At 54.4% G+C, this 24006-nt stretch carries 19 protein-coding genes; 7 read left to right on the top strand and 12 right to left on the bottom strand.

Annotated elements, in window-relative coordinates; genetic code table 11:
• Window positions 1-15: 15 nt before the first annotated feature.
• The gene (locus AX755_RS13195) at window positions 16-1989 is read left to right on the top strand and encodes an alkyl/aryl-sulfatase (protein ID WP_062856893.1); all 1974 of its coding nucleotides are present in this window, start codon (window positions 16-18) and stop codon (window positions 1987-1989) included.
• Window positions 1990-2062: 73 nt separating this feature from the next.
• Window positions 2063-3169 (top strand): GGDEF domain-containing protein, encoded by a 1107-nt coding sequence (locus AX755_RS13200; protein ID WP_062856894.1) that lies wholly within the window; start codon window positions 2063-2065, stop codon window positions 3167-3169.
• A 99-nt stretch (window positions 3170-3268) separates the two neighbouring features.
• Here the strand turns inward: AX755_RS13200 and AX755_RS13205 are convergent, their stop codons facing one another.
• A complete protein-coding gene (locus AX755_RS13205) occupies window positions 3269-4768 on the bottom strand; it encodes an aldehyde dehydrogenase family protein (RefSeq protein ID WP_062856895.1) in 1500 nt (499 codons plus the stop codon).
• A gap of 241 nt (window positions 4769-5009) precedes the next feature.
• On the opposite strand from AX755_RS13205, the gene feaR reads away from it, so the two are divergent.
• A complete protein-coding gene (gene feaR, locus AX755_RS13210) occupies window positions 5010-5918 on the top strand; it encodes a transcriptional regulator FeaR (protein WP_047023971.1) in 909 nt (302 codons plus the stop codon).
• Here feaR and AX755_RS13215 read toward each other — a convergent pair whose 3' ends face one another.
• From AX755_RS13215 to AX755_RS13225, 3 genes are read right to left on the bottom strand one after another with little or no spacing between them, the layout of a single operon-like run.
• On the bottom strand, window positions 5919-6236 hold the full coding sequence (locus AX755_RS13215) for a YdbL family protein (RefSeq protein ID WP_028028066.1): 318 nt from the start codon (window positions 6234-6236) through the stop codon (window positions 5919-5921).
• Between the two features lie 7 nt (window positions 6237-6243).
• Window positions 6244-6435 carry a YnbE family lipoprotein gene (locus AX755_RS13220; protein WP_020688201.1) on the bottom strand — a complete coding sequence of 64 codons (192 nt, stop codon included), beginning with the start codon at window positions 6433-6435 and terminating at the stop codon, window positions 6244-6246.
• 2 nt (window positions 6436-6437) lie between these two features.
• Complete coding sequence (locus tag AX755_RS13225) at window positions 6438-9071, bottom strand: YdbH family protein (RefSeq protein WP_062856896.1); 2634 nt, start codon at window positions 9069-9071, stop codon at window positions 6438-6440.
• 210 nt (window positions 9072-9281) lie between these two features.
• Between AX755_RS13225 and AX755_RS13230 the strand changes: the two genes are divergently transcribed.
• Window positions 9282-10271: a 2-hydroxyacid dehydrogenase gene (locus AX755_RS13230; RefSeq protein WP_062856897.1), complete on the top strand. Its 990-nt coding sequence runs from the start codon at window positions 9282-9284 to the stop codon at window positions 10269-10271.
• 39 nt (window positions 10272-10310) lie between these two features.
• On the opposite strand, the gene AX755_RS13235 is transcribed toward AX755_RS13230, so the two are convergent.
• The 4 genes from AX755_RS13235 to dcp all read right to left on the bottom strand — a co-directional run bounded on the left by AX755_RS13235 (window position 10311) and on the right by dcp (window position 17931).
• On the bottom strand, window positions 10311-11519 hold the full coding sequence (locus AX755_RS13235) for an MFS transporter (protein WP_062856898.1): 1209 nt from the start codon (window positions 11517-11519) through the stop codon (window positions 10311-10313).
• 200 nt (window positions 11520-11719) lie between these two features.
• Entirely contained in the window at window positions 11720-14302 is a 2583-nt protein-coding gene (locus tag AX755_RS13240) for a bifunctional diguanylate cyclase/phosphodiesterase (RefSeq protein WP_062856899.1), read from the bottom strand.
• A 210-nt stretch (window positions 14303-14512) separates the two neighbouring features.
• A complete protein-coding gene (gene asd, locus AX755_RS13245; RefSeq protein ID WP_062856900.1) occupies window positions 14513-15631 on the bottom strand; it encodes an aspartate-semialdehyde dehydrogenase in 1119 nt (372 codons plus the stop codon).
• 266 nt (window positions 15632-15897) lie between these two features.
• Complete coding sequence (gene dcp / locus AX755_RS13250; protein ID WP_062856901.1) at window positions 15898-17931, bottom strand: peptidyl-dipeptidase Dcp; 2034 nt, start codon at window positions 17929-17931, stop codon at window positions 15898-15900.
• Window positions 17932-18074: 143 nt separating this feature from the next.
• Here dcp and ydfG point away from each other — a divergent pair, with 143 nt between their 5' ends.
• Both ydfG and AX755_RS13260 read left to right on the top strand, forming a co-directional pair.
• A complete protein-coding gene (gene ydfG, locus AX755_RS13255) occupies window positions 18075-18821 on the top strand; it encodes a bifunctional NADP-dependent 3-hydroxy acid dehydrogenase/3-hydroxypropionate dehydrogenase YdfG (RefSeq protein WP_020688209.1) in 747 nt (248 codons plus the stop codon).
• Between the two features lie 91 nt (window positions 18822-18912).
• A complete protein-coding gene (locus AX755_RS13260; protein WP_062856902.1) occupies window positions 18913-19599 on the top strand; it encodes a GntR family transcriptional regulator in 687 nt (228 codons plus the stop codon).
• 32 nt (window positions 19600-19631) lie between these two features.
• On the opposite strand, the gene AX755_RS13265 is transcribed toward AX755_RS13260, so the two are convergent.
• The gene (locus AX755_RS13265) at window positions 19632-20063 is read right to left on the bottom strand and encodes a universal stress protein (RefSeq protein WP_038419309.1); all 432 of its coding nucleotides are present in this window, start codon (window positions 20061-20063) and stop codon (window positions 19632-19634) included.
• A 289-nt stretch (window positions 20064-20352) separates the two neighbouring features.
• Here AX755_RS13265 and ydfZ point away from each other — a divergent pair, with 289 nt between their 5' ends.
• Entirely contained in the window at window positions 20353-20556 is a 204-nt protein-coding gene (gene ydfZ, locus AX755_RS13270) for a putative selenium delivery protein YdfZ (protein WP_013096785.1), read from the top strand.
• A 42-nt stretch (window positions 20557-20598) separates the two neighbouring features.
• Here ydfZ and AX755_RS13275 read toward each other — a convergent pair whose 3' ends face one another.
• From AX755_RS13275 to AX755_RS25785, 3 genes are all read right to left on the bottom strand, one after another.
• Complete coding sequence (locus AX755_RS13275) at window positions 20599-22062, bottom strand: mannitol dehydrogenase family protein (RefSeq protein WP_062856903.1); 1464 nt, start codon at window positions 22060-22062, stop codon at window positions 20599-20601.
• Window positions 22063-22286: 224 nt separating this feature from the next.
• Window positions 22287-23825 (bottom strand): MFS transporter, encoded by a 1539-nt coding sequence (locus tag AX755_RS13280; protein ID WP_038419307.1) that lies wholly within the window; start codon window positions 23823-23825, stop codon window positions 22287-22289.
• Between the two features lie 27 nt (window positions 23826-23852).
• A partial coding sequence (locus tag AX755_RS25785; protein WP_231883361.1) for a glucuronate isomerase occupies window positions 23853-24006 on the bottom strand: 154 nt, incomplete at its 5' end.

Below are 24006 nucleotides of genomic sequence, written 5' to 3' on the forward strand. Positions count from 1 at the left end.
TCTGAGAGGTTTTAGATGAAATTGAATTTGATTGTCAGAAGTCTTGCTCTGGCTGGGCTTCTCGTTTCCGTCAGTCCCTCTTATGCCGCCGAAGCCCCTAAGGACGCGACCGCGGCGACGCAACAGGCGAATAACGCCCTTTTCAACCAACTCCCTTTCTCCGATAACACCGACTTCACCAATGCACATAAAGGGTTTATTGCCCCACTGCCGCAGGAGATTATCAAAGGGGAGCAAGGGAATGTTATTTGGGATCCGCAACAGTACGCCTTTATTAAAGAGGGTGATAAAGCACCGGATTCCGTTAATCCCAGTTTATGGCGTCAATCTCAGCTGATTAATATCAGTGGCCTGTTCGAAGTGACCGACGGGGTATATCAGATCCGCAACCTCGATCTGTCGAATATGACGATTATCGAAGGTAAAGAAGGAATTACCGTGGTCGATCCGCTGGTATCAGCAGAAACCGCAAAAGTCGGCATGGATCTGTATTACAAAAACCGGGGTAAAAAGCCGGTGGTCGCTATCATCTATACCCACAGCCATGTGGATCATTACGGCGGCGTTCGCGGCGTGGTGGATGAAGCTGACGTGAAATCCGGGAAAGTGAAAGTCTATGCCCCGTCCGGGTTTATGGAAGCCGCGGTGGCTGAAAATATCATGGCGGGCAACGTCATGAGCCGTCGCGCCAGTTACATGTACGGCAACCTGCTGAAACCCGATGCCAAAGGACAGGTGGGTGCGGGGCTGGGTACCACGACCTCTGCCGGTACCGTTACCCTGATCGCACCGACCAACATCATTGAGAAAGATGGTCAGAAAGAGGTTATCGACGGGCTGACCTATGATTTTATGCTGGCACCGGGCTCAGAAGCGCCTTCAGAGATGCTCTGGTATATCGAAGAGAAAAAGGTCATTGAATCTGCCGAGGATGTCACTCACACGCTGCATAACACCTATTCGCTGCGCGGCGCAAAAATTCGTGAACCGCTGCCCTGGTCGAAGTATATCAACCAGGCAATTGTCCGCTGGGGTGACAAAGCAGAGATCATCATGGCACAGCACCACTGGCCAACCTGGGGCAACGATAATGTGGTCAAGCTGTTGAAGAGCCAGCGCGATCTTTACCGTTACATTAACGATCAGACGCTGCGCATGGCGAACGAAGGTCTGACGCGCGATGAAATTGCCGCGAATTTCACCCTTCCTGACTCGCTGGCCCATACCTGGGCTAACCGGGGCTACTATGGTTCAGTCAGTCACGACGTAAAAGCCACCTATGTCCTTTATCTGGGCTGGTTTGACGGCAACCCGGCAACGCTTGATGAGCTACCTCCTGTTGATGCTGCGAAGAAATTCGTGGAGTACATGGGAGGTGCTGACGCCATTCTGAGTAAAGCCAAAACCGACTACGACCAGGGCAACTACCGCTGGGTGGCACAGGTGGTCAGTAAAGTGGTCTTTGCCGATCCGAACAACCAGGCCGCGCGTAACCTGGAAGCGGATGCGCTGGAGCAGCTCGGCTATCAGGCTGAATCCGGGCCGTGGCGTAACTTCTACCTCACCGGTGCGCAGGAATTGCGTAACGGCGTCGTGAAAGGCCCAACGCCAAACACGGCAAGCCCTGATACCGTTCGGGCGATGACGCCGGAAATGTTCTTCGACTATCTGGCTGTGCATATTAATGGTCAAAAAGCCGGGGACGCAAAATCGGTATTTAATATCGATCTGGGCAGCGATGGAGGTAAATATAAGCTTGAGCTGGAAAACGGCGTGTTGAATCACACGGCTAATGCCGAAGCGAAAGACGCCGATGCGACGCTCACGCTGAACCGGGACACGCTTAACAAGATCATCCTCAAGGAAATCTCGCTGAAACAGGCGCAGGACAGTGGCGATGTCAAAATCAGCGGTGACAGTGCCAAACTTGATGCCATGCTTGGCTACATGGATAAGTTTGATTTCTGGTTTAATATTGTGACGCCGTAACGTCGCGGATTTACGGGCGGTTTATCCGCCCGCTTTTATTTCTCTTTCTCCCTGGACGGGGTAAACATCATCAATGGAAAAAAGAAAAAACCTCCCCCCCGAACGAACCACCTGGCCTACACGTCAGGCCATGGTGCATCACGGGCTGGCGATGAACCTGCCCTGGCTGGCCTTTGTAAACGTCAGCTTTGCCCTGATGATCCTGCTGCGCCACATCCTGCTGGAAAACAGCGCGGTGCTGTACCCCGGTTCACAACACCTGACCCGGATTGTCGATGCCTCGATGCTGGGCATTATTATGCTGTCCGCTGCATTAATCCTGATGGCCTGGCGCCGTATCGCCGGGATAAGCGTAGTGCTGTTTGTCTGCAGTGCCTTCTGGTCGATGTGCAGTTACTGGTTCATTACCGCCCTGCACCTTCCCCACGTCTGGCCGCTGTGCGTGATTTTATTGCTCTCCGGTTTGACGGCGCTCTATTTTTACCCGGAGGGATTACTCTCGTTTGTGCTCCCGCTCTGGCTCACCCTGCCGGTCGCCAGCTGGGTGCTGAATGATGGCCTTAATCTTCGCTTTGTCACCATCTGGAGCGTATTCACGCTGATTATGCTTTGCGGGCGGTTTATCCTGTTAAGCTGGTTTGACGAGGCCTGGCGGCGGAATCAGCAAAACCAGCTGTTAATCTCCAGGCTCGATGCGCTGGCACACCAGGACCCCCTCACCAAAACAGCCAATCGCCGGATGATGGAAGTGGTGCTGGAGAATGCCGTTGAGCAGAATAAAGCCTTCTCGCTGATCATGCTGGATATCGATTATTTCAAGCTTTACAACGATACCTACGGACATCAGGCCGGTGACGACTGTCTGACACGCGTGGCGCAGGTGCTGAAGCAGGCCGTGCGCACCCCGGACGATGTGGTGTCACGCTACGGCGGAGAAGAATTTGTGGTGATCCTGTTTAATTGCCCGGAGAACGTTGCACAGCAGGTTGCCCGCCGCATTCAGGACGGCCTGCGCGCGGCGGCGATACCGCACGGTGCGTCCAAAGTCAGTGAGCATGTGACCGTCAGCATGGGGATTGCAGGAATTGCACCGGGCCTGGCGGGCCCGGAACTGATCGCCCGCGCCGATGCGGCGCTGTACCGCGCGAAAGAGGCCGGGCGGGATCGATGGTCGCTGTAAAACTAGCCCGCCAGGGCCTGATGCCCTCACCCTGACCCTCTCCCACGGGAGAGGGAACAAACACTAAAAAGGCAACCTCCCGGTTGCCTTTTGCTTTTATTAATAGCGCACGCACACCGATTTGGTTTCACACCAGCCGTCCAGCCAGTCCGGGCCGAAGTCGCGTCCGGTGCCGGATTGCTTCATGCCGCCGAACGGCAGGTTGGCGTCAATCAGCGTATGGCTGTTCACCCAGACGGTGCCCGCCTGCAATCTGTCGGTATACTCCAGCGCCTTACTGATATTCTGCGTCCAGACGCTGGCGGTCAGGCCATATTCGGTATCGTTGGCAAGGGTTAGCGCCTCTTCGCCGTCGGCTACGCGTACCAGGTTGACCACCGGGCCGAATACCTCTTCGCGGGTCAGCCGGAGTCCCGGATCCGGGTTGACCACCAGCGTCGGCGAGATGTAATACCCTTTGCCGTCCGGGCCACGGTTACCGGTGATCAGCTCTGCATTGCGCGATTTTGCTTCATCCAGGAAGGTCTGCACCTTGTAGCAGTGAGCGCGGGACACCAGCGGGTTGATAAACGCCTCCGGCGACATGCCCGGCCCCACGCTCAGGGATTTCACCGCCTGCTCAAACCCGCTGACCAGCGTGTCAAAAAGCGGCGCTTCTATATAGATACGCGAGCTCGCGGCGCAGACCTGGCCCTGATTAAGGAAGCTGCCGGTCATCAGCCCCTCAATCACCCACGCCGGATCGGCGTCTTTCAGCACGATGGCCGGGTTTTTGCCGCCCAGCTCCAGCGTCACGCCGGTCAGCGTCTCCGCCGCCGCGCGGGCAATCTGTTTCCCCGTCGCCGTGGAGCCGGTGAAGCTCACTTTGGCAATATGCGGATGCGAGGTCAGCGCGGCACCGCACACCGCGCCGCTTCCGGTCACCACGTTAAACACACCGTCAGGGATACCGGCTTCGCTCGCCAGTTCCGCCACCCGCAGCATGGTCAACGGCGTGGTTTCTGACGGCTTAATGACGATAGAGCAACCCGCTGCCAGCGCAGGCATCACTTTCCACATGCCGATCATCAGCGGGAAGTTCCATGGCACAATCCCGGCCACCACGCCCACCGGCTCTTTACGCGTCCACGCCTGATAGCGTGCACCTTGCGGCAAGGGAATGGAGAGATCGAGGGTTTTGCCGGTTATTTTGGTGGTCAGCCCGGCGGTATAGCGCATCCAGTTCAGGGTGCAACCCACTTCAAAGAGACGGGAAATATTGATGGATTTCCCCTGCTCCAGCGTTTCAAGCTGGGCCAGCTCCTCGCTGTGCTGCTCCACCAGGTCGGCAAAGCGCAGCAGGATGCGCTCGCGCTCTGCCGGTAATTTCCCGGCCCAGGTGCGGGCGACAAAGGTTCGCCAGCCGGACATCACCGCGCGGTCGACATCATCGACGCTGGCATCTGCCGTAGAGGCGATAACCTCCCCGGTGGCCGGGTTATAAATATTCAACCGTTTTTCACTCTCCGACGCGGCCTGCCGCCCCTCAATCCACAGCCCGTGATGTCGGTCCAGAAACTGCTGTACGCCTGGCTGGATGGCGACCTGTGATTCAGACATAGGGTACTCCTTCGTTATTATTCGCAGGGTGTTACTGCAGTCTAAGAGGCCTTTCGCATTCCCGCTTTTGTCTGTGTGACATTCGCTTTGCCACCTGTGACAGGTGCCGCAATTCGTGATAATTCCGCCTTATAACGCTGTTACCGGTGAGTGTTCTTTCCTATAGTCAGCCTCATGACTCTGACAAAACGCAACACAAATGCAACAATACGAAAACATTGATGGCGCAGCGAGATAAACGATGGCATGTGTAAGCGAACAGGAACGGTATCAGCAGTGGCTGGCGCAAATTAACCATGTCTGCGGGCGCTTTAACGCGCGTCCTTTAGAGGGGGAATTCTTCGGCGAGCTGGAAACCAGCTACGCCCGAAGCCTGAAGTTAAGCACCGTCACCGCAGGCGGGGTTAACCTGTTCCGCTCCCGTCAGGAGATCGCTCAGAGCAATGATGCCTGGTTTTATACCGTGTTCCAGCTTGAAGGCAGCGCGCAGATTGAGCAGGACGATCGCCGCGCGGTGCTGAACGCCGGCGACATTACGCTTCTTGATGCCGCTCGTCCCTGCTCCATCAACTGGCAGCAAAAATCCCGTCAGATTTCCCTGCTGGTTCCCCGTCAGATTATTGAGCAGCAGTGTCGTTTTCAGGAGGTAAGTTGCGCCCTCGCGCTCTCCCGCTCGTTGCCAACTGTACAGCTAAGCCATCGCCTGCTACTGGAGAGCATGGGAAATGCCAACCTGAGCGACCGGGAAAGCGAAGCCGCGCTGGAAGCGATGATCTGCCTGCTCCGCCCGGCGTTTCAGCAGCGCGACGCGATTCAACCGCGTAAGGAGCGCCAGTTCAGGAACGTTCTGTCACTGATTGATGACCACATTCAGTCGGAATCCCTGCGTCCGGAATGGATTGCCGCAGAGAGCGGCATGTCGGTGCGCAGCCTGTACCGCATGTTTGCCGATAAGGGGCTGGTGGTGGCGCAGTACATCAAAAATCGTCGGCTGGATCTGTGCGCGCAGGTGTTGCGCTCCGCCAGCGACGAGGAAAAGCTGGCGGGAATTGGCTACAGCTGGGGGTTTGCCGACCATAGCCATTTTTCAACGGCGTTTAAGCAGCGTTTTGGCGTCTCACCGGGCGAGTACCGCAAGCGTTTTCGCTGATTACTTCTTCAGCCATTTTCCGTTAATGCCCTTCACGTACTCTCCCGGCTGCGCGCGGGCCACCAGCTTTTGCCCGGCCATCTTCGCCACTTCATCAACCGGCAGGTTATTGCTGTCCGCCAGCTTCTGGTAGCTTTCCGTACGCGCCGCGTTGATGCGGCTCACCAGCGCCAGCGTTTCGGGGTCTTGTTTCACCGGGGCAAGATACCCGCTCAGGGTTTCCCCGACACGCCCCTGCGCCCGGGCCTCGTTTAAGGTCAGGGTTGCCGCCTGCACGTTCATGCCCAGCGCCAGTAACATCAGAGCTAATCGTTTCATGGCGTCCTCAGAACAGATCGCTGCGCGATTTCAGCAGGGTTTCAACGTCTTTATCAACTTTAATGTGGATCTCATGTTCGATTTTGACGTTCATATTGATGGTAATCGGCTCCTTCGGCGCAGCGACTTCAATGCGCGGCGTACAGCCGGTCAAGAGCGCGGCAACGGCGACGGTGAGTACACCAGCCCTCATTTTCATTGTTATTCCTCACTTTCCTTGCCAGTCGAACTGCGGATACCAGGTAGCGCCGCGTGTTGCTCAAACCAGGTTTGTAGATTGTCTCCAAAGCGCAGGCTACGCCAGAGAGTAAAGACGTTCTCGTCATGGGTGTAGTTAAGATTCACGGAGCTGCTTTTGCCATCAACCCGGCTGGTACCTTTGAGGGTCGCCTGCATGGTTAATTCACCCAGGTTATCTAAATTGAGTCTTGTCCACGACTGTGAAATTTCCATATAGCGGAGCCAGTTAATCGCCGCTCCTGCAACCATATTATCGTTGACGATGGCATCAGCGGTGTCTTTATCAATACGCAGCGTCATCGGCCCCGGGTTGGTTAGCCAGCCATCTTTAATGATCCATTTTTCATTGTCCAGCCAGAACGGTAGCGCCCCGCTTATCGGGCCAGACAGGGCAAACTGCTTAGGATTAATGGCGCTGATCAGCTCGCTGGAGGAGATATTGTCCACACGCAGCAGCGCCGGATCATGCTGCGGCATTCTGAGCTGCTGCATGGTGATTTTCCCGCCGAGGGTCTCCACCTTGACGTTGGTCAGCAGCAGCGGGTTTTCCTCACTCCACGGATAGTCACCCTGCAGGTCTGCGGTAATGTTGCGCGCGGTCACCAGGTTTTCCACTTCGCCAATACGCAGCGTAACGGGGCCGCGCGTGCCCAGCGACCATGTACCCTCGCTAAAACGGAACGGCAGCACAAAATCCACACCGTTGATCTGGTTGTCTGGCATCCAGGCGCTACCGGATTTCAGCACGCCGTGGCCGCCCGCCTCAAAGCCCTGATCGGCAGCGGCAGAGAAGGCCACCTGCGCATAGAGCTCTCCGTCGCGCAGCGTCATTTTCCAGTCTGGCGGGATCAGTGGCTGGAACACGGTAAGGGATTGTTTTGGCCACCAGGCCTGACCGCGAAGGCGTTCCCCGTCCCAGCGACCGTTGACCTGCACCGGGCCGATGGCCTCGGCATGCAGATCGCCTTTAAACTGGAATATCGTCGGGTCTGTTCCGCCAACGCTGAAGGTCAGCACCGACGGGGGCAACACGCTGCCGCCCGCAAAACGGGTCTCTCCGGCATTGAGCGACAGCGCACCGCTAAATGTCGGCGTGACAGGGTCACGAACCCAGCGTACCGGTTTATCCAGCACCAGACGCGGTTTGCTGACTTCCATGGTGCCGTACTGCAGCTTGTCAAAGCCGGTAGAGAGCGCGGTCAGCTCGATGAGTTTGTCGCGCCATTCGCCTTTTCCGGCCACATCCCAGCGCGCGTTCATTGGCGTAAAGCCACCTTTGCCCCAGTAACGCCACTGCCAGAGGCCGTTATCGGGTAAAAAGTCGTTGGCCTGGCCGTCCAGGTGGAGTTCAAAATCCCCCATCTCGTTCTCGTGGGCGCGCAGAATCGCCTGCAGACGACCATCCACGCCCTTTTGCGTGAGCTTCACGCCCGCCAGCGGCCAGCGAATTTCGTCGATATCCAGCGAATCAATAATGCGTCCGCGCGAACGCAGCAGCGCGCCCGGCTCAAAGACAAGCTGCGGATCGTTCAGGCTGCCGGTCAGTCTGGCCGGGAGTCTGGCGTAAAGCACCAGATCGTCCTGTTTGGCCTCGCCGCTCAGGTGAAGCGGCATGTCGCTGTTTTCCAGGCTGAGCCTGCCCGGCCCGAGATTCAGCACGGCGTTACCTTTCCCGGCATCGCCCTGAGTCAGAACATTGAGGCGTCCGGTAAAGGTGGCTTTTTCCAGCCCCTGCTGCCAGTTATCCACCCGGAGACCCACGCGGCCGCTCATCGGCATGCCGGACAGGTTCCAGTTCCAGCGTCCGTCGCTGATATTCAGCTGTTGTGCCGTGATCTGCCACGGTAAATCGAGCAGCGGATCGGGGTTGTCCCGCGCCATCACCAGCAGTTGCCCCTGATTCTCCTCCCAGTCCAGATCGGCATCGACCAGCGAGGTGAGCTGTGGCACGTTAAAAGTCGCGACCGCATGGCCTTTCACCGGCACGCCATCCGGCACCAGCGGCAGGGTAAACTCACCCACCAGCTTTACGGGCGGCACCTGGCCGGGGAGTTGTACATCAAGCTGACTGACCGAGAGAGTCTGGCCGCGTAACTGCCCTTGGAAACTAACCTGCTCACCGTTGTAGGTCACCGCCTGTACCGCAGGCGTCAGTGAGGCATGCAGTTCCCCTTCCCACTGTTGCCAGGGAGACAGGGTAAGACGGCGGATAGTGAGCCAGGTATTAGGCAGCACCGACTGCCACTGTGCCAGGGTTTTTGGCGCAACGGTTGAGGGGGCTGACTGGGGAATTTTACTGAGGCACACCGTGTTAAGTTCAAGCGCACCAATATCCAGATTCCAGCGGCTGGGGTGCGACAGCGTGGCGTTTTCAACCCTGGCAATCTCGCAATCCTCAACCAGATAGCGCAGATTGGGGATCACCAGCGCGTGACGGGTCAGTTTGGGGCCTTCCTCAAAGGCGATACGTGTACCGACAGGCAACCAGATACCGGCGAGGGTCGGTACCCACTGGGCGAGCGTCATCAGCAGCGTCAGCGGCAATAAAATCAACAGCAATAAGAGCGCAATCGCGGCTTTGTATTTACCCTTCATGGGCAGTTAATATCCTGATTTAGCGAGAGAATTAAGCCGACAGTGCCGATCATTGTCGCATGTTTAGTCAATCAGTTGAAGTAAATGCCAGTTTTAAGAATAGATGCTCTAAAATAATTGATAGAACTTATTGATTTAAATAATATTTTATAAATTGTAAGATTATTTTAATCATGCTAACGTGGATGTAAAATCACTGGAGAAAGTCTTATGAAACTCGCGGTATATAGCACAAAGCAGTACGACAAAAAGTATCTGCAACATGTTAACGAGGCTTACGGGTTCGATCTTGAATTTTTCGACTTTCTGCTGACCGAAAAAACCGCTAAAACGGCGCACGGCTGTGAAGGCGTCTGCATCTTCGTGAACGATGACGGTAGTCGTCCGGTACTGGAAGAGCTGAAAAAGCACGGCGTAAAGTATATCGCCCTGCGCTGCGCGGGCTTCAATAACGTCGATCTTGATGCGGCGAAAGAGCTGGGGCTGAAGGTGGTTCGCGTTCCGGCCTACTCCCCGGAAGCGGTCGCGGAACATGCTGTGGGTATGATGATGTCCCTGAACCGTCGTATTCACCGCGCTTATCAGCGTACCCGGGATGCGAACTTCTCGCTGGAAGGACTGACCGGCTTTACCATGTACGGTAAAACCGCAGGCGTGATCGGCACCGGTAAAATCGGCGTGGCCGCCCTGCGCATTCTGAAAGGCTTTGGTATGCGCCTGCTGGCGTTTGACCCGTACCCAAGCGCCGCCGCGCTGGAGCTGGGCGTGGAATATGTCGATCTCCCGACCCTGTTTTCCCAGTCGGATGTGATCTCCCTGCACTGCCCGCTAACACCGGAAAACTACCACCTGTTGAATCAGACCGCGTTTGAGCAGATGAAAGACGGCGTGATGATCATCAACACCAGCCGCGGCGGGCTGATTGACTCTCAGGCGGCGATTGAAGCGCTGAAAACCCAGAAAATTGGCGCGCTGGGGATGGACGTGTATGAGAACGAACGCGATCTGTTCTTTGAAGACAAGTCTAACGACGTCATTCAGGACGACGTGTTCCGTCGCCTGTCAGCCTGCCATAACGTACTGTTTACCGGGCACCAGGCGTTCCTGACCGCAGAGGCGCTGATCAGCATTTCCGAAACCACGCTGGGGAATTTACAGCAACTGGAAAACGGCGAAACGTGTCCTAACGAGATAGTCTAAGCCTGGCATGCCGGGTGGCGGTTGCGCCCGGCACATACGCTACGCCCCGTCCGGGGCGTTATCGGTCTGCCCGGTCCGGTTCGGGAAACGCCACCAGAGCAGGACCGCCGCCAGGGCAATGGCGCTCAGCACACTGAAGGCCGTCGCAAAAGAGTAGTGTCCGGCGATCGTCCCGGTTAACGCAGGGCTCATCGATGCGCCAACCCCCTGCATCAGCATGACCACGCTCTGCCCGGCATTAACGTGCCCGCTCCCACGCAAAAGCACCACGATAAATGACGGCACCACCACACCCAGGATCCCGGCGGCAAGACCATCAAGAATTTGTACCGGGATCATCATAAACGGTGCATCGGTAGACGCAGCCAGCGCCGCGCGTACCGGCATGATTAACAGCGCCAGCATGATTAAACGCCAGTACCCATCGCGTTCGATTCGCCTGGAGGCCAGGATAGCCACCGGGATCATCACCGCCTGCGAAATAATCACCGTCGCCGCAGCAAACACGCCGGGATTAACGCTGGCCGGTGCGGCAGCGACCCGCATGCTGAGCATCGGCAACAGGGCCGCATTCGCCAGATGGAACAACAGCAGCGTCAGCCCCGTCACGAACAGGGCTCTGTTTTTCATCAGTACGGCGAAACCCGGCACCGGCTGATGTTCTGACGCGTTCAGGCCGCGCGCCGCCTCGTTGTCGATATCCTTGTTGCGTATCGCCAGCAGCGAACAGAGCGTTAACAGCGTTGTACAGGTCATCATCAGGAAGATGCCCCCAATGCCCCAGTACCACGCAATGCCCCCGGCGATCAGTGCCGTGAGGAAATTCCCACCGTGATTGAACGCCTCATTTTTGCCCATCTGCGCGCTAAACCCGCTCTGCCCCGTCAGCCCCAGAGTGATCCCGGTGATAAGTGGCCCCACGAACGCCGCGCAGATCCCGGTGACAATTTGCGAGAGCGCGACAACGCCACTCTGCTGGCTAAACCAGAGCAGCAGCGTACTCAGGGTGATCAGCAAACAGAACAGCGCCAGAACGGAACGTTTGTTTTTGGTGGTGTCGGTGATGAACCCCGCCGGCAGCGTGGCCAGAAGTCCTGCCAAACCTCCGGCGGTCATCAGCAAGCCGATGTCATCCGGCGTCCAGTGCCGCTGCGTCAGGAAGATACCGAGAAAAGGACCGAGACCGTCACGGACGTCAGCGATAAAAAAACTCGTCAGGCACAACGCCCGCAGTGAACGAAGAGACATACTTCCTGCCTTTTGTCGGGATGGCTGGCTCGGTTAGCGGCGGCCTGAATCTCAAGTTCGCCGGGAAATCAAAACGTTGAGCCGAGTTTATCAGCCAGACGTCAGAGCGAAAACTACGCGATTTGATTATAGGCACGCCGGGTAACGCTGCGCTTACCCGTCCTACCGGATCAGCAGGCCCAGGCAAGCAGCATGTACCCTTAATAGATTACGTGGTTGGTTTTTAGATTTAAATCTGCAATCGCCGCCGGTTTGCCGAGTAAATATCCCTGGACTTCGTCACACTTATTTTTCTTCAGGAACGACAATTGTTCTACGTTTTCGACACCTTCTGCGGTGACCTCCATGGAATAGGCTTTACCCAGATCGATGATCTTCTCGACCACCGACTGGTTCTGTGTCGAATCCCCTAAAGAAAAAATAAAGCTTTTATCGAGCTTTAACCCGTCAAACTGGAACTTCCGCAGATAGCTCAGAGAGGCATAGCCGGTACCGAAATCATCAATCAGAATACGCACCCCCATTTTTTTCAGGGCCATCATGGTCTGCAACGTTTTCTCTGGATTAGAGAGCGTGACATTTTCAGTCACCTCTATTTCCAGCCGGGTAGGCTCAAGCCCGGTTTCATCAAGAATAGCTTTTATTCTTTCGGCGAGATCGCTTGCCTGGAATTCAATGGCTGAAATATTGACTGAAACCGAAAGCCCCGGCAGTTTTTCATGCGTCTCTGTACAGGCCTTACGAATGACCCAGTTGCTGAGGTTGATGATGAGCCCCGTTTCTTCAGCGAGTGGAATAAACTGATCGGGCATCATGTTTCCGCGTTCAGGATGCTGCCAGCGAACCAGGGCTTCTACGGCGTCGATGCGAGAATGTCTGAGGTTATAACGCGGCTGATAAACCAGATAGAGCTGGTCTTCCCGAATTGCGGTCTTTAGCGCTAATTCCAGCTTTCTGCGCTCGGTCAGCTTTTCCGACATATCCTGACGATAATAGACCCATCGGTTTCGACCGGATTGTTTAGCCTGATAAAGCGCAATATCAGCATAGCGTAAAAGGTCGTTTGCACTGGTACTGTCCTGGGGAGCCAGAGCAATGCCCATGCTGACGCCGATGGTCACATCATTGCCATCAATGGTGAACGGGCGGTTGAGTTCTTGCACGATGCGATGACACACCTCTTCTATGTGGTCCAGGTGCCGGGTGTTGTCGAGAAGCAGCATAAATTCGTCCCCGCCCTGTCGTGCGACAAAATCACCGCGACGAACACATTGTTTAAGCCGTAAGGCAACCTCACCAAGCAGGGCATCGCCCGTTGAGTGGCCGAAAATATCATTCACGGGTTTAAACTTGTCCAAATCAAGGCAAATCATGGCAAAGGGAGAATTGTGGATATCCTCTTTAGCCAACTGTCCTGTGAGGAACTCCTTAATATGATACCGGTTGGGAAGGCCCGTTAATTCGTCATGGCGTGACAGAAATTCAACACGTTTGGTGGCTTCCACTTCCAGAGAAACATCCGATGCCGCCCCCCGTAAAACCACCGTGCCATCAGGCTGAGCAGAGAATTTTGCCAGAAGTGTGCAGTACGAAGTTGACCGTTGAGCGTTAGTGTACGGGCAGTTCTTAAATTCAAAGCGCCCCGATAACTCACGCCGCCTGACGCACGTATTTAATAAACCGTTTGTCGAAGGAAAAAGCGCATCCAGCTTGCGTCCCAGCCACTGACTCTCGTCATAGCCCGTGACAGTCGTAAAACGCCCTGATAGCCAGGTGATCGTTAACGATAAATCCGTTTCCCAGAACCAGTCACTGGTGGTTTCACTGACATCCCTGAAGCGTTTTTCACTGGTAATCAGATTTAACCGAGCCTGCTCAAGGAGAAAGATATTTTCGTCATGAATTTTTGCCTTATGCAAAATATGACGCATCAGGATCGCCGTCAGCGCGAGGGTCAGAAGGACAGACAGAATGAGCAAGGGTAAAAAATAAATGATCAATGCCTGGCCGGGGTTTTCTGTGTCCCAGATAATGTGGACTGGGCCATTCTGGGTACGTAACGTTAATGCTGTCAGACTGTCTGTCTCAGCAAGGGCGTCAGAAGAGACCGCGCGGACGTTTTCGATCCCTGCATCGTGCCCAATCGCAAGCAGTTTCTTAGCCGTTAAGGTGTCGATAAACAACATGGTTGATGGCTTACCGGGCAACGGCTGCACGCTGGTATCATCTCCCGTCGTTATCCATGCCGCAGAAACTATGGCGGGGACGGAATGGATAAGCGTGAGCATGGAGACCGGCAGTCCATTTTTACTGCCCGTCTCACTGAGTAAATGGTCTATGGTGGATTGATCTAACCAGCGTTCCAGCTCTTCGTGCTTCAGTTTCCCGTCAAGCACGCTGTAACGGGTGGTTCCCTCCGGGGACAGCACAAACACGCCTTCGTAGCCAAAGTTATCATACAGAGACTTGCCCAGATTCTGCTTATCCCATGCCCAGTTCAGGTCAGTTTTTTGATGAAGATGTTTGTAAGCATCTCCCCACTCAGCATTGTCTTTCAAATGGCTGCGCATGTTTTCCTGGCGGGCGTCTAATGCTTGCCTTAACAAAAACTCGTCATGTTTATCGCTGATTTTATTAACATTGTTTTTAATGATCAGCAATGACACTATCGCTGCGATAAAAATACCTATCAACAAGGTAACAATATAGGTAAACGTTTTATTTATCAGTCCTTTAGAATGCTCGCTATCCGTAAAGCCAGGGGTCTTCTGAGGTATGGTCATTCTTCGCCTTCTTAACTGCTATTACGTCATTTTTGTGCTATCCACAGTTATCGGCAAAAAAACACAAATTTTTATAGCGAAGCCTCCTTAAGCAAAACATTGTTTATTTTTTTAACCCAGTTCAAATTATTCCGCATTAACGCGCATAAAAAACCGGACTGTCCGCCCGGTTCTGTTTTCAGCTAATAATGAACAACAGGTCTAAACCCATTATATTCTGTTAAGCAAAATATTAAGCATGCGGCGTAATGGTTCCGCTGCCCCCCATAATAGTTGATCCCCAACGGTCAATACCGAATAAACAGGTTCATTATTTAGCGCCATTTTTTTATAACGCCCTACGCCAACCTTAAGCGTGCCGCTAATATGTGCGGGAGTAAGCAGGCTGACGCTGGCCTCTTTATTATTAGGGACGTATTTTACCCATGGATGAGCGTCGCTTACCCTTTTAGCAAATTCAGCTTCATCCACTTCGCGTTTGAGTTTCATTGTAATGGCCGCACTATGGCACCTGATTACACCAACACGAATGCACAGACCATTAACCGGGATGGTGCCTTTTTGCAGGCCAAGGATTTTATTTGTTTCTGCTTCTCCCTTCCACTCTTCGCGGCTATTGCCATCCCCCAGGTCGCTATCAATCCAGGGAATGATGCTCCCCATCAGCGGCGCGCCAAAATTCTCAACAGGCAAGTCACTGCTGTTAATCAGTTCGCTGACTTTATTGACCAGAGGAAGCACCGAGCCTGCGTTTTCCAGCTCATCGGGGGTTAAATTTCGGGTGACAAATGCACTTTGGGCGATCAACTCGCGGACATGCTTTGCACCCGCCCCCGAAGCTGACTGATAGGTCATCACGCTCATCCATTCAATGAGATCGGCTTTGATCAAACCGGCGAGCCCCATCAGGCTTAAGGTGATTGAACAGTTTCCGCCTACAAAAAGTTTACCGCCCTTTTTGATGGAATCATCGATATTTTCACGGTTCACAGGATCCAGGATGATACAGGCTCTTTCGTCCATTCGCAGCGCTGATGCGGCATCGATCCAGTAACCTTCCCAACCATGATCAATTAATGACTGATACATCGATTTTGTATATTCACCGCCCTGGCAGGTAATGATGATATCCATTTCCGCCAGCGCATCCAGTGAATACGCATCTTTAAGTACCGAACGGACACCATTAATGACAGGCCCAGGTGCCCCAACAGAAGACGTACTAAAAAAACTGGCTCCAATATCATTAAAATCATTTTCTTCGAGCATGCGTTGCAGCAATACTGACCCAACCATACCGCGCCAACCAACAATGCCAACCTGCTTCACGGGTTTACCTCAATGACGTTACAAAAGTGTTAAGAGAGGTAAAGTTTATAACCCGTTAAATCCCGCACGTCATTCTTTATTTTACTCGTTTTTGCAATAATAAGAATGTTTAATAAGGGGTTAGCGAAACTGATGAATATTGTGTTTGTGTTCACATCTACAGAATATAAGGATTCATATGAGGAAAACATGAGAGGTATTCTGAAGAGTAAAACTGGACAAAAAAACCGGGCTTCCGCCCGGTCCTGTTTAAGCCAAAAATGACGCTACTCGCTCAGCCCGCGATTCTCCAGCATCGGCTCAATCTTCGGATCGTGCCCGCGCCAGTTTCGGTACAGTTCAGCTAAATCCGTGCTGTTCCCGCGCGACAGAATCGCCTCACGGAATTTTTGCCCATTCTCGCGGGTTAAACCGCCCTGCTCGACAAACCACTGATAGCCATCATCCGCCAGCATCTGCGTCCACAGGTAGGCGTAATAACCTGCCGCATAGCCGCCGCCGAAGATATGCGCGAAGTAGCTGCTGCGATAACGTGGCGGTACGGCGGGCAGATCCAGCCCCTCTTTTTCCAACGCTGCTTTTTCAAACTCCTCTACGCTCGAAACGGCCTCACGAATGCCGTGCCAGTTCATGTCCAGCAGCGCGGCGCTGAGCGTTTCCGTCATGTCATAGCCTTTATTGAAATGCGTTGCGTTGAGCATGCTTTCGCGCAGCGCGTCCGGCATCGGTTCGCCGGTCTCGTAATGGCGGGCATAGTGGGTAAATACCTGCGGGTGGCTGGCCCAGTGCTCATTGATTTGCGACGGGAACTCAACAAAATCACGCGGGGTATTGGTCCCGGACAGCGTGGCGTAGCGCTGACTGGCAAACAGGCCGTGCAGCGTATGACCAAATTCGTGGAACAGGGTTATTACATCATCCCAGGAGAGCAGCGCGGCGCCTCCGTGGCTGGGTTTTTGATAGTTACACACGTTGTAGATAACTGGACGGGAGGCAAATTCATATGATTGCTCGACGAAATTCCCCATCCACGCTCCGCCCTGTTTCGAATCGCGGGCGAAGAAATCGCCGTAGAACAGTGCCATGCCTTCTCCGGTGTGGTCGAAAATTTCCCACACGCGGACGTCCGGGTGATACACCGGAATATCGAAGCGCTCGACGAAGCGGATGCCAAACAGCTGGCTGGCCGTCCAGAATACGCCATCATGCAGTACGTTATTGAGCGCAAAATACGGCTTAATTTGCGACTCATCCAGGGCATATTTCGCCTGACGCACACGCTCGGCATAAAAGGCCCAGTCCCAGGCCTGTACGGTGAAGCCGCCCTGCTCATCATCAATGACTTTCTGGATATCGGCCTGTTCCTGCACCGCACGGGTGCGCGCCGCAGGGACAATTCCACGCATAAAGGTCAGTGCGGCCTCCGGCGTTTTTGCCATCTGGTCGGCGATGCTCCAGCTCGCAAAGTCGTCAAAGCCCAAAAGCTGCGCCTGGCGCGCACGCAATGCCGTGAGACGAAGGATCAACTCGCGGGTATCATTTTCATCGCCTTTCTGCGTACGCAGCCAGCCTGCGTTGAACAGGTTTTCACGGGTCTGTCGATTGCGAAGCAGTGAAAGCGCAGGTTGTTGGGTGGTGTTCAGGAGGGGGATTAGCCAGCGATCCTTCAGCCCTTTATCGGCGGCGGCCTGAGCAGCCGTGGCAATCTCCTCTGCGCTTAACCCCTCAAGCTGGTGAACATAATCCACCACCAGCCCGCCCGCCTTATCTGCGGCCAGCAGTCGCTGGTTGAACTGGCTGATCAGTGACGCGACTTGTGTGTTCAGGTCTTTCAGTTCAGCTTTTTCAGCGTCGTTCAGTCGCGCCCCGGCCAGCACGAAGCGCTGGTGCGTCACTTCGACCAGTCGGCGGGACTCAGCATCCAGCGCCTCACGATCCTGCCAGACGCTCTCCACGCGGGAAAATAATGTGTCGTTGAGCCAGATATCATTGGCCAGCGCGGCCAGCTCGGTTGAGAGCTGTTCTTCCAGCTCCTGAAGGCGGGCATTGGTGTGCGCCGACGTCATGGCAAAGAAAATACTGCTGACGCGCGCGAGCATGGCACCGCTTTTCTCCAGCGCCAGTACCGTATTATCAAAATCGGGTGCTGCCGTTTGCGCGACGATGGCGTCAATATCTGCCCGCTTCTGGCGTATGGCCTCATCAAATGCCGGGCGATAGTGGCTGTCGTTGATTTCATCAAAACGCGGGGCCTGATAAGGCAGCAGGCTAATGTCAAAAAAAGGGTTACGGGTTGACATCTTTTACTCCTGATAACGGTTAACTTTCCCAGAGTAGGCCAGGCCGCCATTGACCGCAATGCGGTCATACAAATGATGCCTTAACGCACCCTCTCAGGGCGTGCTATGTTAGTACAACACAAAAAGCGTTGAGGAACAGTGAGATGATTATTTTAGTTACCGGGGCAACGGCAGGTTTTGGTGAATGCATCACGCGTCGCTTCGTCGCCAACGGCCACAAGGTGATTGCCACCGGCCGCCGTCAGGAGCGTCTGCAGGAGCTGAAAGAAGAGTTGGGTGACAATATCCTGACCGCGCAGCTTGATGTGCGCAACCGCGCCGCCATTGAAGAGATGATTGCCAACCTCCCCGCGCAGTGGCGTGCCATTGACGTGCTGGTCAACAACGCCGGTCTGGCGCTGGGTATGGAGCCCGCGCACAAAGCCAGCGTGGAAGACTGGGAAAACATGATCGACACCAACAACAAAGGGCTGGTGTATATGACCCGCGCCGTGCTGCCAGGCATGGTGGAGCGCAATCGCGGCCACATTATCAATATCGGCTCGACCGCCGGAAGCTGGCCGTATGCGGGCGGCAACGTCTATGGTGCGACAAAAGCGTTCGTGCGTCAGTTCAGCCTGAACCTGCGTACCGATCTGCACGGCACCGCCATTCGCGTCACGGATATCGAGCCGGGCCTGGTGGGCGGTACCGAGTTCTCCAACGTGCGTTTCAAAGGCGATGACGCGAAAGCAGATAAAACCTACGAAAATGCCAACGCGCTGACGCCGGAAGATGTCACCGAAGCGGTCTGGTGGGTCGCGACGCTGCCAAACCACGTCAATATCAACACCGTAGAGATGATGCCTGTCAGCCAGAGCTTTGCCGGACTTAACGTTCATCGTGGCTGACTCTGCCCTTCCCGGCCTGCGGGCCGGGTCTGTATCAGGGTATAAAAGAATGGTAGTATGTTCAGGCTAACTCTCTGAGAAATGACAACTCATGGCCGCTGAATCGCAACTCAATCCCACCCAGCCCGTTAACCAGCAAATCTATCGCATATTACGACGTGATATTGTGCATTGCCTGATCCCGCCTGGTACCCCGCTTTCAGAAAAAGAGGTATCCGTGCGTTTTGACGTTTCCCGTCAACCCGTACGTGAGGCGTTTATCAAGCTTGCTGAAAACGGCCTGATTCAGATCCGCCCGCAGCGCGGCAGCTATGTGAATAAAATATCGCTTTCTCAGGTCCGTAACGGCTGTTTTGTCCGTCAGGCCATTGAGTGCGCGGTGGCCCGGCGTGCGGCCACGCTGATGAATGACAACCAGTGTTACTGGCTGGAGCAAAACCTGCATCAGCAGCGTATTGCCATCGACCGCAAACAGCTTAACGACTTCTTTCAGCTCGATGATGATTTTCACCAGAAGCTGGCGCAAATTGCCGATTGTCAGCTGGCCTGGGATACCATTGAAAACATTAAAGCCACGATCGACCGTGTGCGTTATATGAGCCTCGACCACGTCTCGCCACCGGAAATGTTGCTTCGACAGCATTATGATATTTTCAGCGCGCTGGAAAAACGCGACCCTGACGGTGTGGAAAAAGCGATGACCGTCCATCTGCAGGAGATCAGCGAATCCGTGCAGCTTATTCGGCAGGAAAACAGCGAGTGGTTTAGCGAAGATTAAATTCGCCGCACCCTTTCGGCGCGGCGGAGAGATTAGCGTACAACCAGGACCGGAATAGTGGCGTAGCGCAGGATAGATTCCGCATTTGAACCCAGCAGATGCGTGGTGATAGTCGGGTTTTTTGAACCGATAACAATCACGTCATATTCCCCTTCTTTGCTCATCCTGATAATTTCATCGCGCACGTTGCCGAAACGCACCTCACAATGAATGTCCTCCGGGGAGAGATCGAAGAGACGCGTTAACTCCTTCATCTTTTTGCTGGATTCCGCGGTCATATACTCTTCAAACTTCCTGATATCTGCATTGAATCCGCGCAGTAACGAGCGGCTGCTGTTGGGCAGAATGTTGACCAGGGTTATCGATGCACCTTCAGCCTTCGCCAGGTTAGCCGCGTGCCGCACCGCTTTATCGCTTAAATTCATTTCAAACACATCAACAGGCATCAAGATTTTCTTATACATAAGCCTGACTCCTTATTTCCAGGAAACGTTATTTACTGCATCCAGAGTGCCATCAGGAATATAAACCAGACTTAAACGCTCACCCGTTGAAATTATCAATTAAAGAAAATAACTGTCCGCTTTGTAAATTACCGTCGTGAACCGTCATCGCCCTGCCGAAATGAAGAAAAAAGTGTGAGTTTGATCAAAAACAAAAAAAAGATGTCCAGAGAGGCGTATTTATAGTGCCCCGTGGACGGCACAACCTGAAATAGCGCCGTAACGGATGTGTTAGCGAGGAGAAAATACCATGATGACTTACGACCGTAACCGTAATGCAATTACCACCGGCAGCCGCGTAATGATTAACGGCACCGGGCATACCGGGGTAATTAAAGCGATCCACAGCGAGGGACTGGATGCCGCGCAGGTACGTCGCAGCAAAACGGTGGAAGTGGAAGGATGTGAAGGTAAGTTCGAACCGATTGAACTGATTCGCCTGGGTATGCACTAACAGGTACGACATCATGCCGCCGCGAAAGGCGGCATGACTGAATTACAGCTGTGCCGCGTACTGCGCAACTGTGGCTTTCGCGCCCTTTTGCAGAAGGGTCTGATACGCCGTCATGACCGCCTCCACAAAGCACGTGTCGTGCGGCAGTTCCTTACCGAAGATGGCTTCAATGCCCAGCAGGGCTTTCACCCGACTTTCCCCTTCCGCGCTCCCGTTGACCGCGGCCTGAATCACCGCCAGCTGAGGATCGCTCACGTCGATGGTGTTCCCCTGTTCATCCACCCCGCCGACATAGCGCATCCAGCCCGCCACACCCAGCGCCAGCAGTGGGAAAGGTTTCTGATGCACCAGATGCCAGCGCACGGAATCGAGCATACGCTGCGGAAGTTTCTGGCTGCCGTCCATCGCGATTTGCCAGGTCCGGTGGCGCAGGGCCGGGTTGCTGTAGCGCGCTATCAGCAGATCGGCATAGTGGCCTAAATCAACTCCTTTTACTTTCAGCGTCGGTGCCTGCTCTTTCAGCATCAGCGCATGGGCGGCACGACGGTAGTGTTCATCTTCCATACAGTCGTTAATGTGCTGATAACCCGCCAGATAGCCAAGGTACGCCAGGAAAGAATGGCTGCCGTTGAGCATACGCAGCTTCATCTCTTCAAACGGAATAACGTCGGCCACCAGCTCCGCCCCCGCCTTTTCCCATTGCGGACGTCCGGCGACAAAGTTATCTTCAATCACCCACTGACGGAACGGCTCGCAGGCCACGCCCGCCGGATCGCGTACGCCGGTCAGCTGTTCGATTTTATCCAGCGTTTCCGGCGTCACCGCAGGCACAATACGATCCACCATGGTTGACGGGAAGGTGACGTTGGCCTCAATCCACGCGGCCAGCTCCGCGTCGACCGCGCGGGCATAGGCGCAGGTGACATTGCGCATAACGTGGCCGTTCTCCGGCATGTTGTCACAGGACATAACGCTAAAGGCAGGCAGCCCCGCCGCTTTGCGTCGCGCCAGCGCTTCAACCACCACACCCGGCGCAGATTTGGGCTGATGCGGGTTTTGCAGGTCAGCCGCAATCAATGGGTGATCGAGCATCAGTTTGCCCGTGGCCGGTGAGTGGCAGTAGCCTTTTTCGGTGATGGTGAGCGACACAATCGCCACCTGCGGCTCACACATCGCCGCCAGTACGGCCTCCAGCCCGTCAACCTGCGCGTGCAGCGCATTTTTGACCACACCGACGACCCGTGATGTCCACGCGTCCGCCGACATTTCGGCCACGGTATAGAGGTTATCCTGCGCGTTCAGATCGGCAATCTGCTGTTCGCCACCAATCAGGTTCACTTCTGTGTAACCCCAGTCGCTGCCGTGTTCAGCGGCCAGAATATCGGCGTACACCGCCTGGTGTGCACGGTGGAACGCGCCAAACCCTAAATGAACAATGCGTGCCTGGAGGCTGCCGCGATCGTACTGAGGCAGCGTCGCTTTCGCCTGTAATAATCGGTTTTCCATGGTTGAGACTCGTTTAATTAAGGAAGCTGAGTTCTGCGACCGCACGGTGGCGCGCGGCCGCGCATGTTGACTACACCAGCCAGAATGGCAGTAACCCCCTGGTGCCTTGCCCACCACCATACGGGTTATGTTCAGCGGAACATTGATTTACATTAACTTTGCGCTAACTGGTGTGATATCAAAATCAAGTTGTGTGACATCTTTCAAAAAGATATATACCAACGTCACACAAGATTACGCGCCGGTTCTGCGCCTGAACGGCCAGCGGGCTCACGGCACAGCCTGTCGTAGGAATACCCCGTCAAATCTTCCACCACACGGCGTGCTTCGGCGGAAACCAGCTGGGGAGAACCGTTTGCTTTCAGGCGGTCCAGTTCATCCACGAAGATCTTGTGCGTACGCTTGTTCAGATGGAACGTTAATGCCTGCCACAACGCCAGGATGAGTAAGCCCGCAGTCCCGATGAACATCAGCATTGCGATGGTATGAATGGCCTCCTCCGGCTGTGTCTGGCTGCCCTTCACAAAGCCGCCATTCTGTAACAGCAGCCCCACAATAAAGGTGGCGATGGCCACGGTCGTTTTGCGGGAGAAGGTCATCACCGCCGCGAACAACCCCTCGCGACGCTGGCGGCTAACCATCTCGTCAATATCGGGGATGAACGGGAAGACGTTCCATGGCGTAAACTCCAGCACACAGCGACCGACCTGATATAACCCGGCCAGAACAACCAGCGTCGCGACGGTATTAAGTGCCGGAATTTGATACACAGCGAAAAAGCCGCCCAGGCAGAGCATCATCAGCGAGTAGGCAAACACATACAGCTTCGACGGCCCGAATTTAATGATCCCCACTCCCGCAATCAGCGTGACAGGCAGGCCGACGATACTCATCGACAGCAGTGTGCCGGCAAGCGACGAAGAGACATTCAGGCAGTAAACACAGAAGAAGACAAATACGGTGTTGTAGACATCTTTCCCGGTAAACGACAGCAGGTAGATGGCAAGGTGTTTTCTGAAGGCCCGGATTTTCAGCGTTGAACCATACTCTTTAAAGAGACGACCAAAGGCAGCCAGCTTTTGCGTCAGCGTTCGGGGCGCCGTGCTTGTTTCAAGCTCGGCCAGCATTTCCGGGGTTAACTCGCGTTCCCAGGTCACCTTCCAAGAGATAAAGACGCAAACCATAAACAGGACGGCAAAAATAACGCCGTTAATCAGATAAGCATGGGCGCTGTTTTCCCCAAAATAGCCAATCAGCAGCCCCGGAATGAACGTCGCCAGGAAGGTACCGGACGCAGAAAGGAACATGCGACAGGTAGAAAGTTTGGTGCGCTGGTTAAAGTCTTTTGTCATTTCCGATGGCAGCGTTTCCCAGGGGATCAATACCATCGCGGCGATAATTTCAAACGCCAGATAGACCGCGAGATAAAAACCGTAGGTCATGCCATCAAGCCACAGTAACGCATAGACCAGCATTAACGGCGCGCCGATCAGCAAAAAGAAGCGTCGACGACCAAATTTTTTACCAAAATAATTTTTGTAAAAATGATCGGTGAAACTTCCCATAAACAGACTGACAATGGCATCGACAATACGCGCGATGGCGACAATGGAGGCTGCCTCAACCGGCGATAGCCCAACGAATGTCGTATAGAAAAATAACAGCCAGGCGCCGATCACGGTAAATGCACCGCCACCCATAATATCCGTTAGTCCGTAGCCGATACTAACCGGAATGGTAATTTTTTTAGCCGCACGAGACATATTTCATCCCCACTTGATGAAGCGAATTTAAAATTTGAAATAATTCTTAGCGTTGTCGTGGCAAATATTTTTAATCATCCGCGTGAGAATATCGTTATTATCAGGGACTTCTCCCCGCTCCACCCAACCGCCGATCATATTGCACAGAATGCGGCGAAAATAATCGTGGCGGGGATAGGAG

The organism is Enterobacter sp. SENG-6 (genome assembly GCF_001605945.1).
GTDB lineage: Bacteria > Pseudomonadota > Gammaproteobacteria > Enterobacterales > Enterobacteriaceae > Enterobacter > Enterobacter cloacae.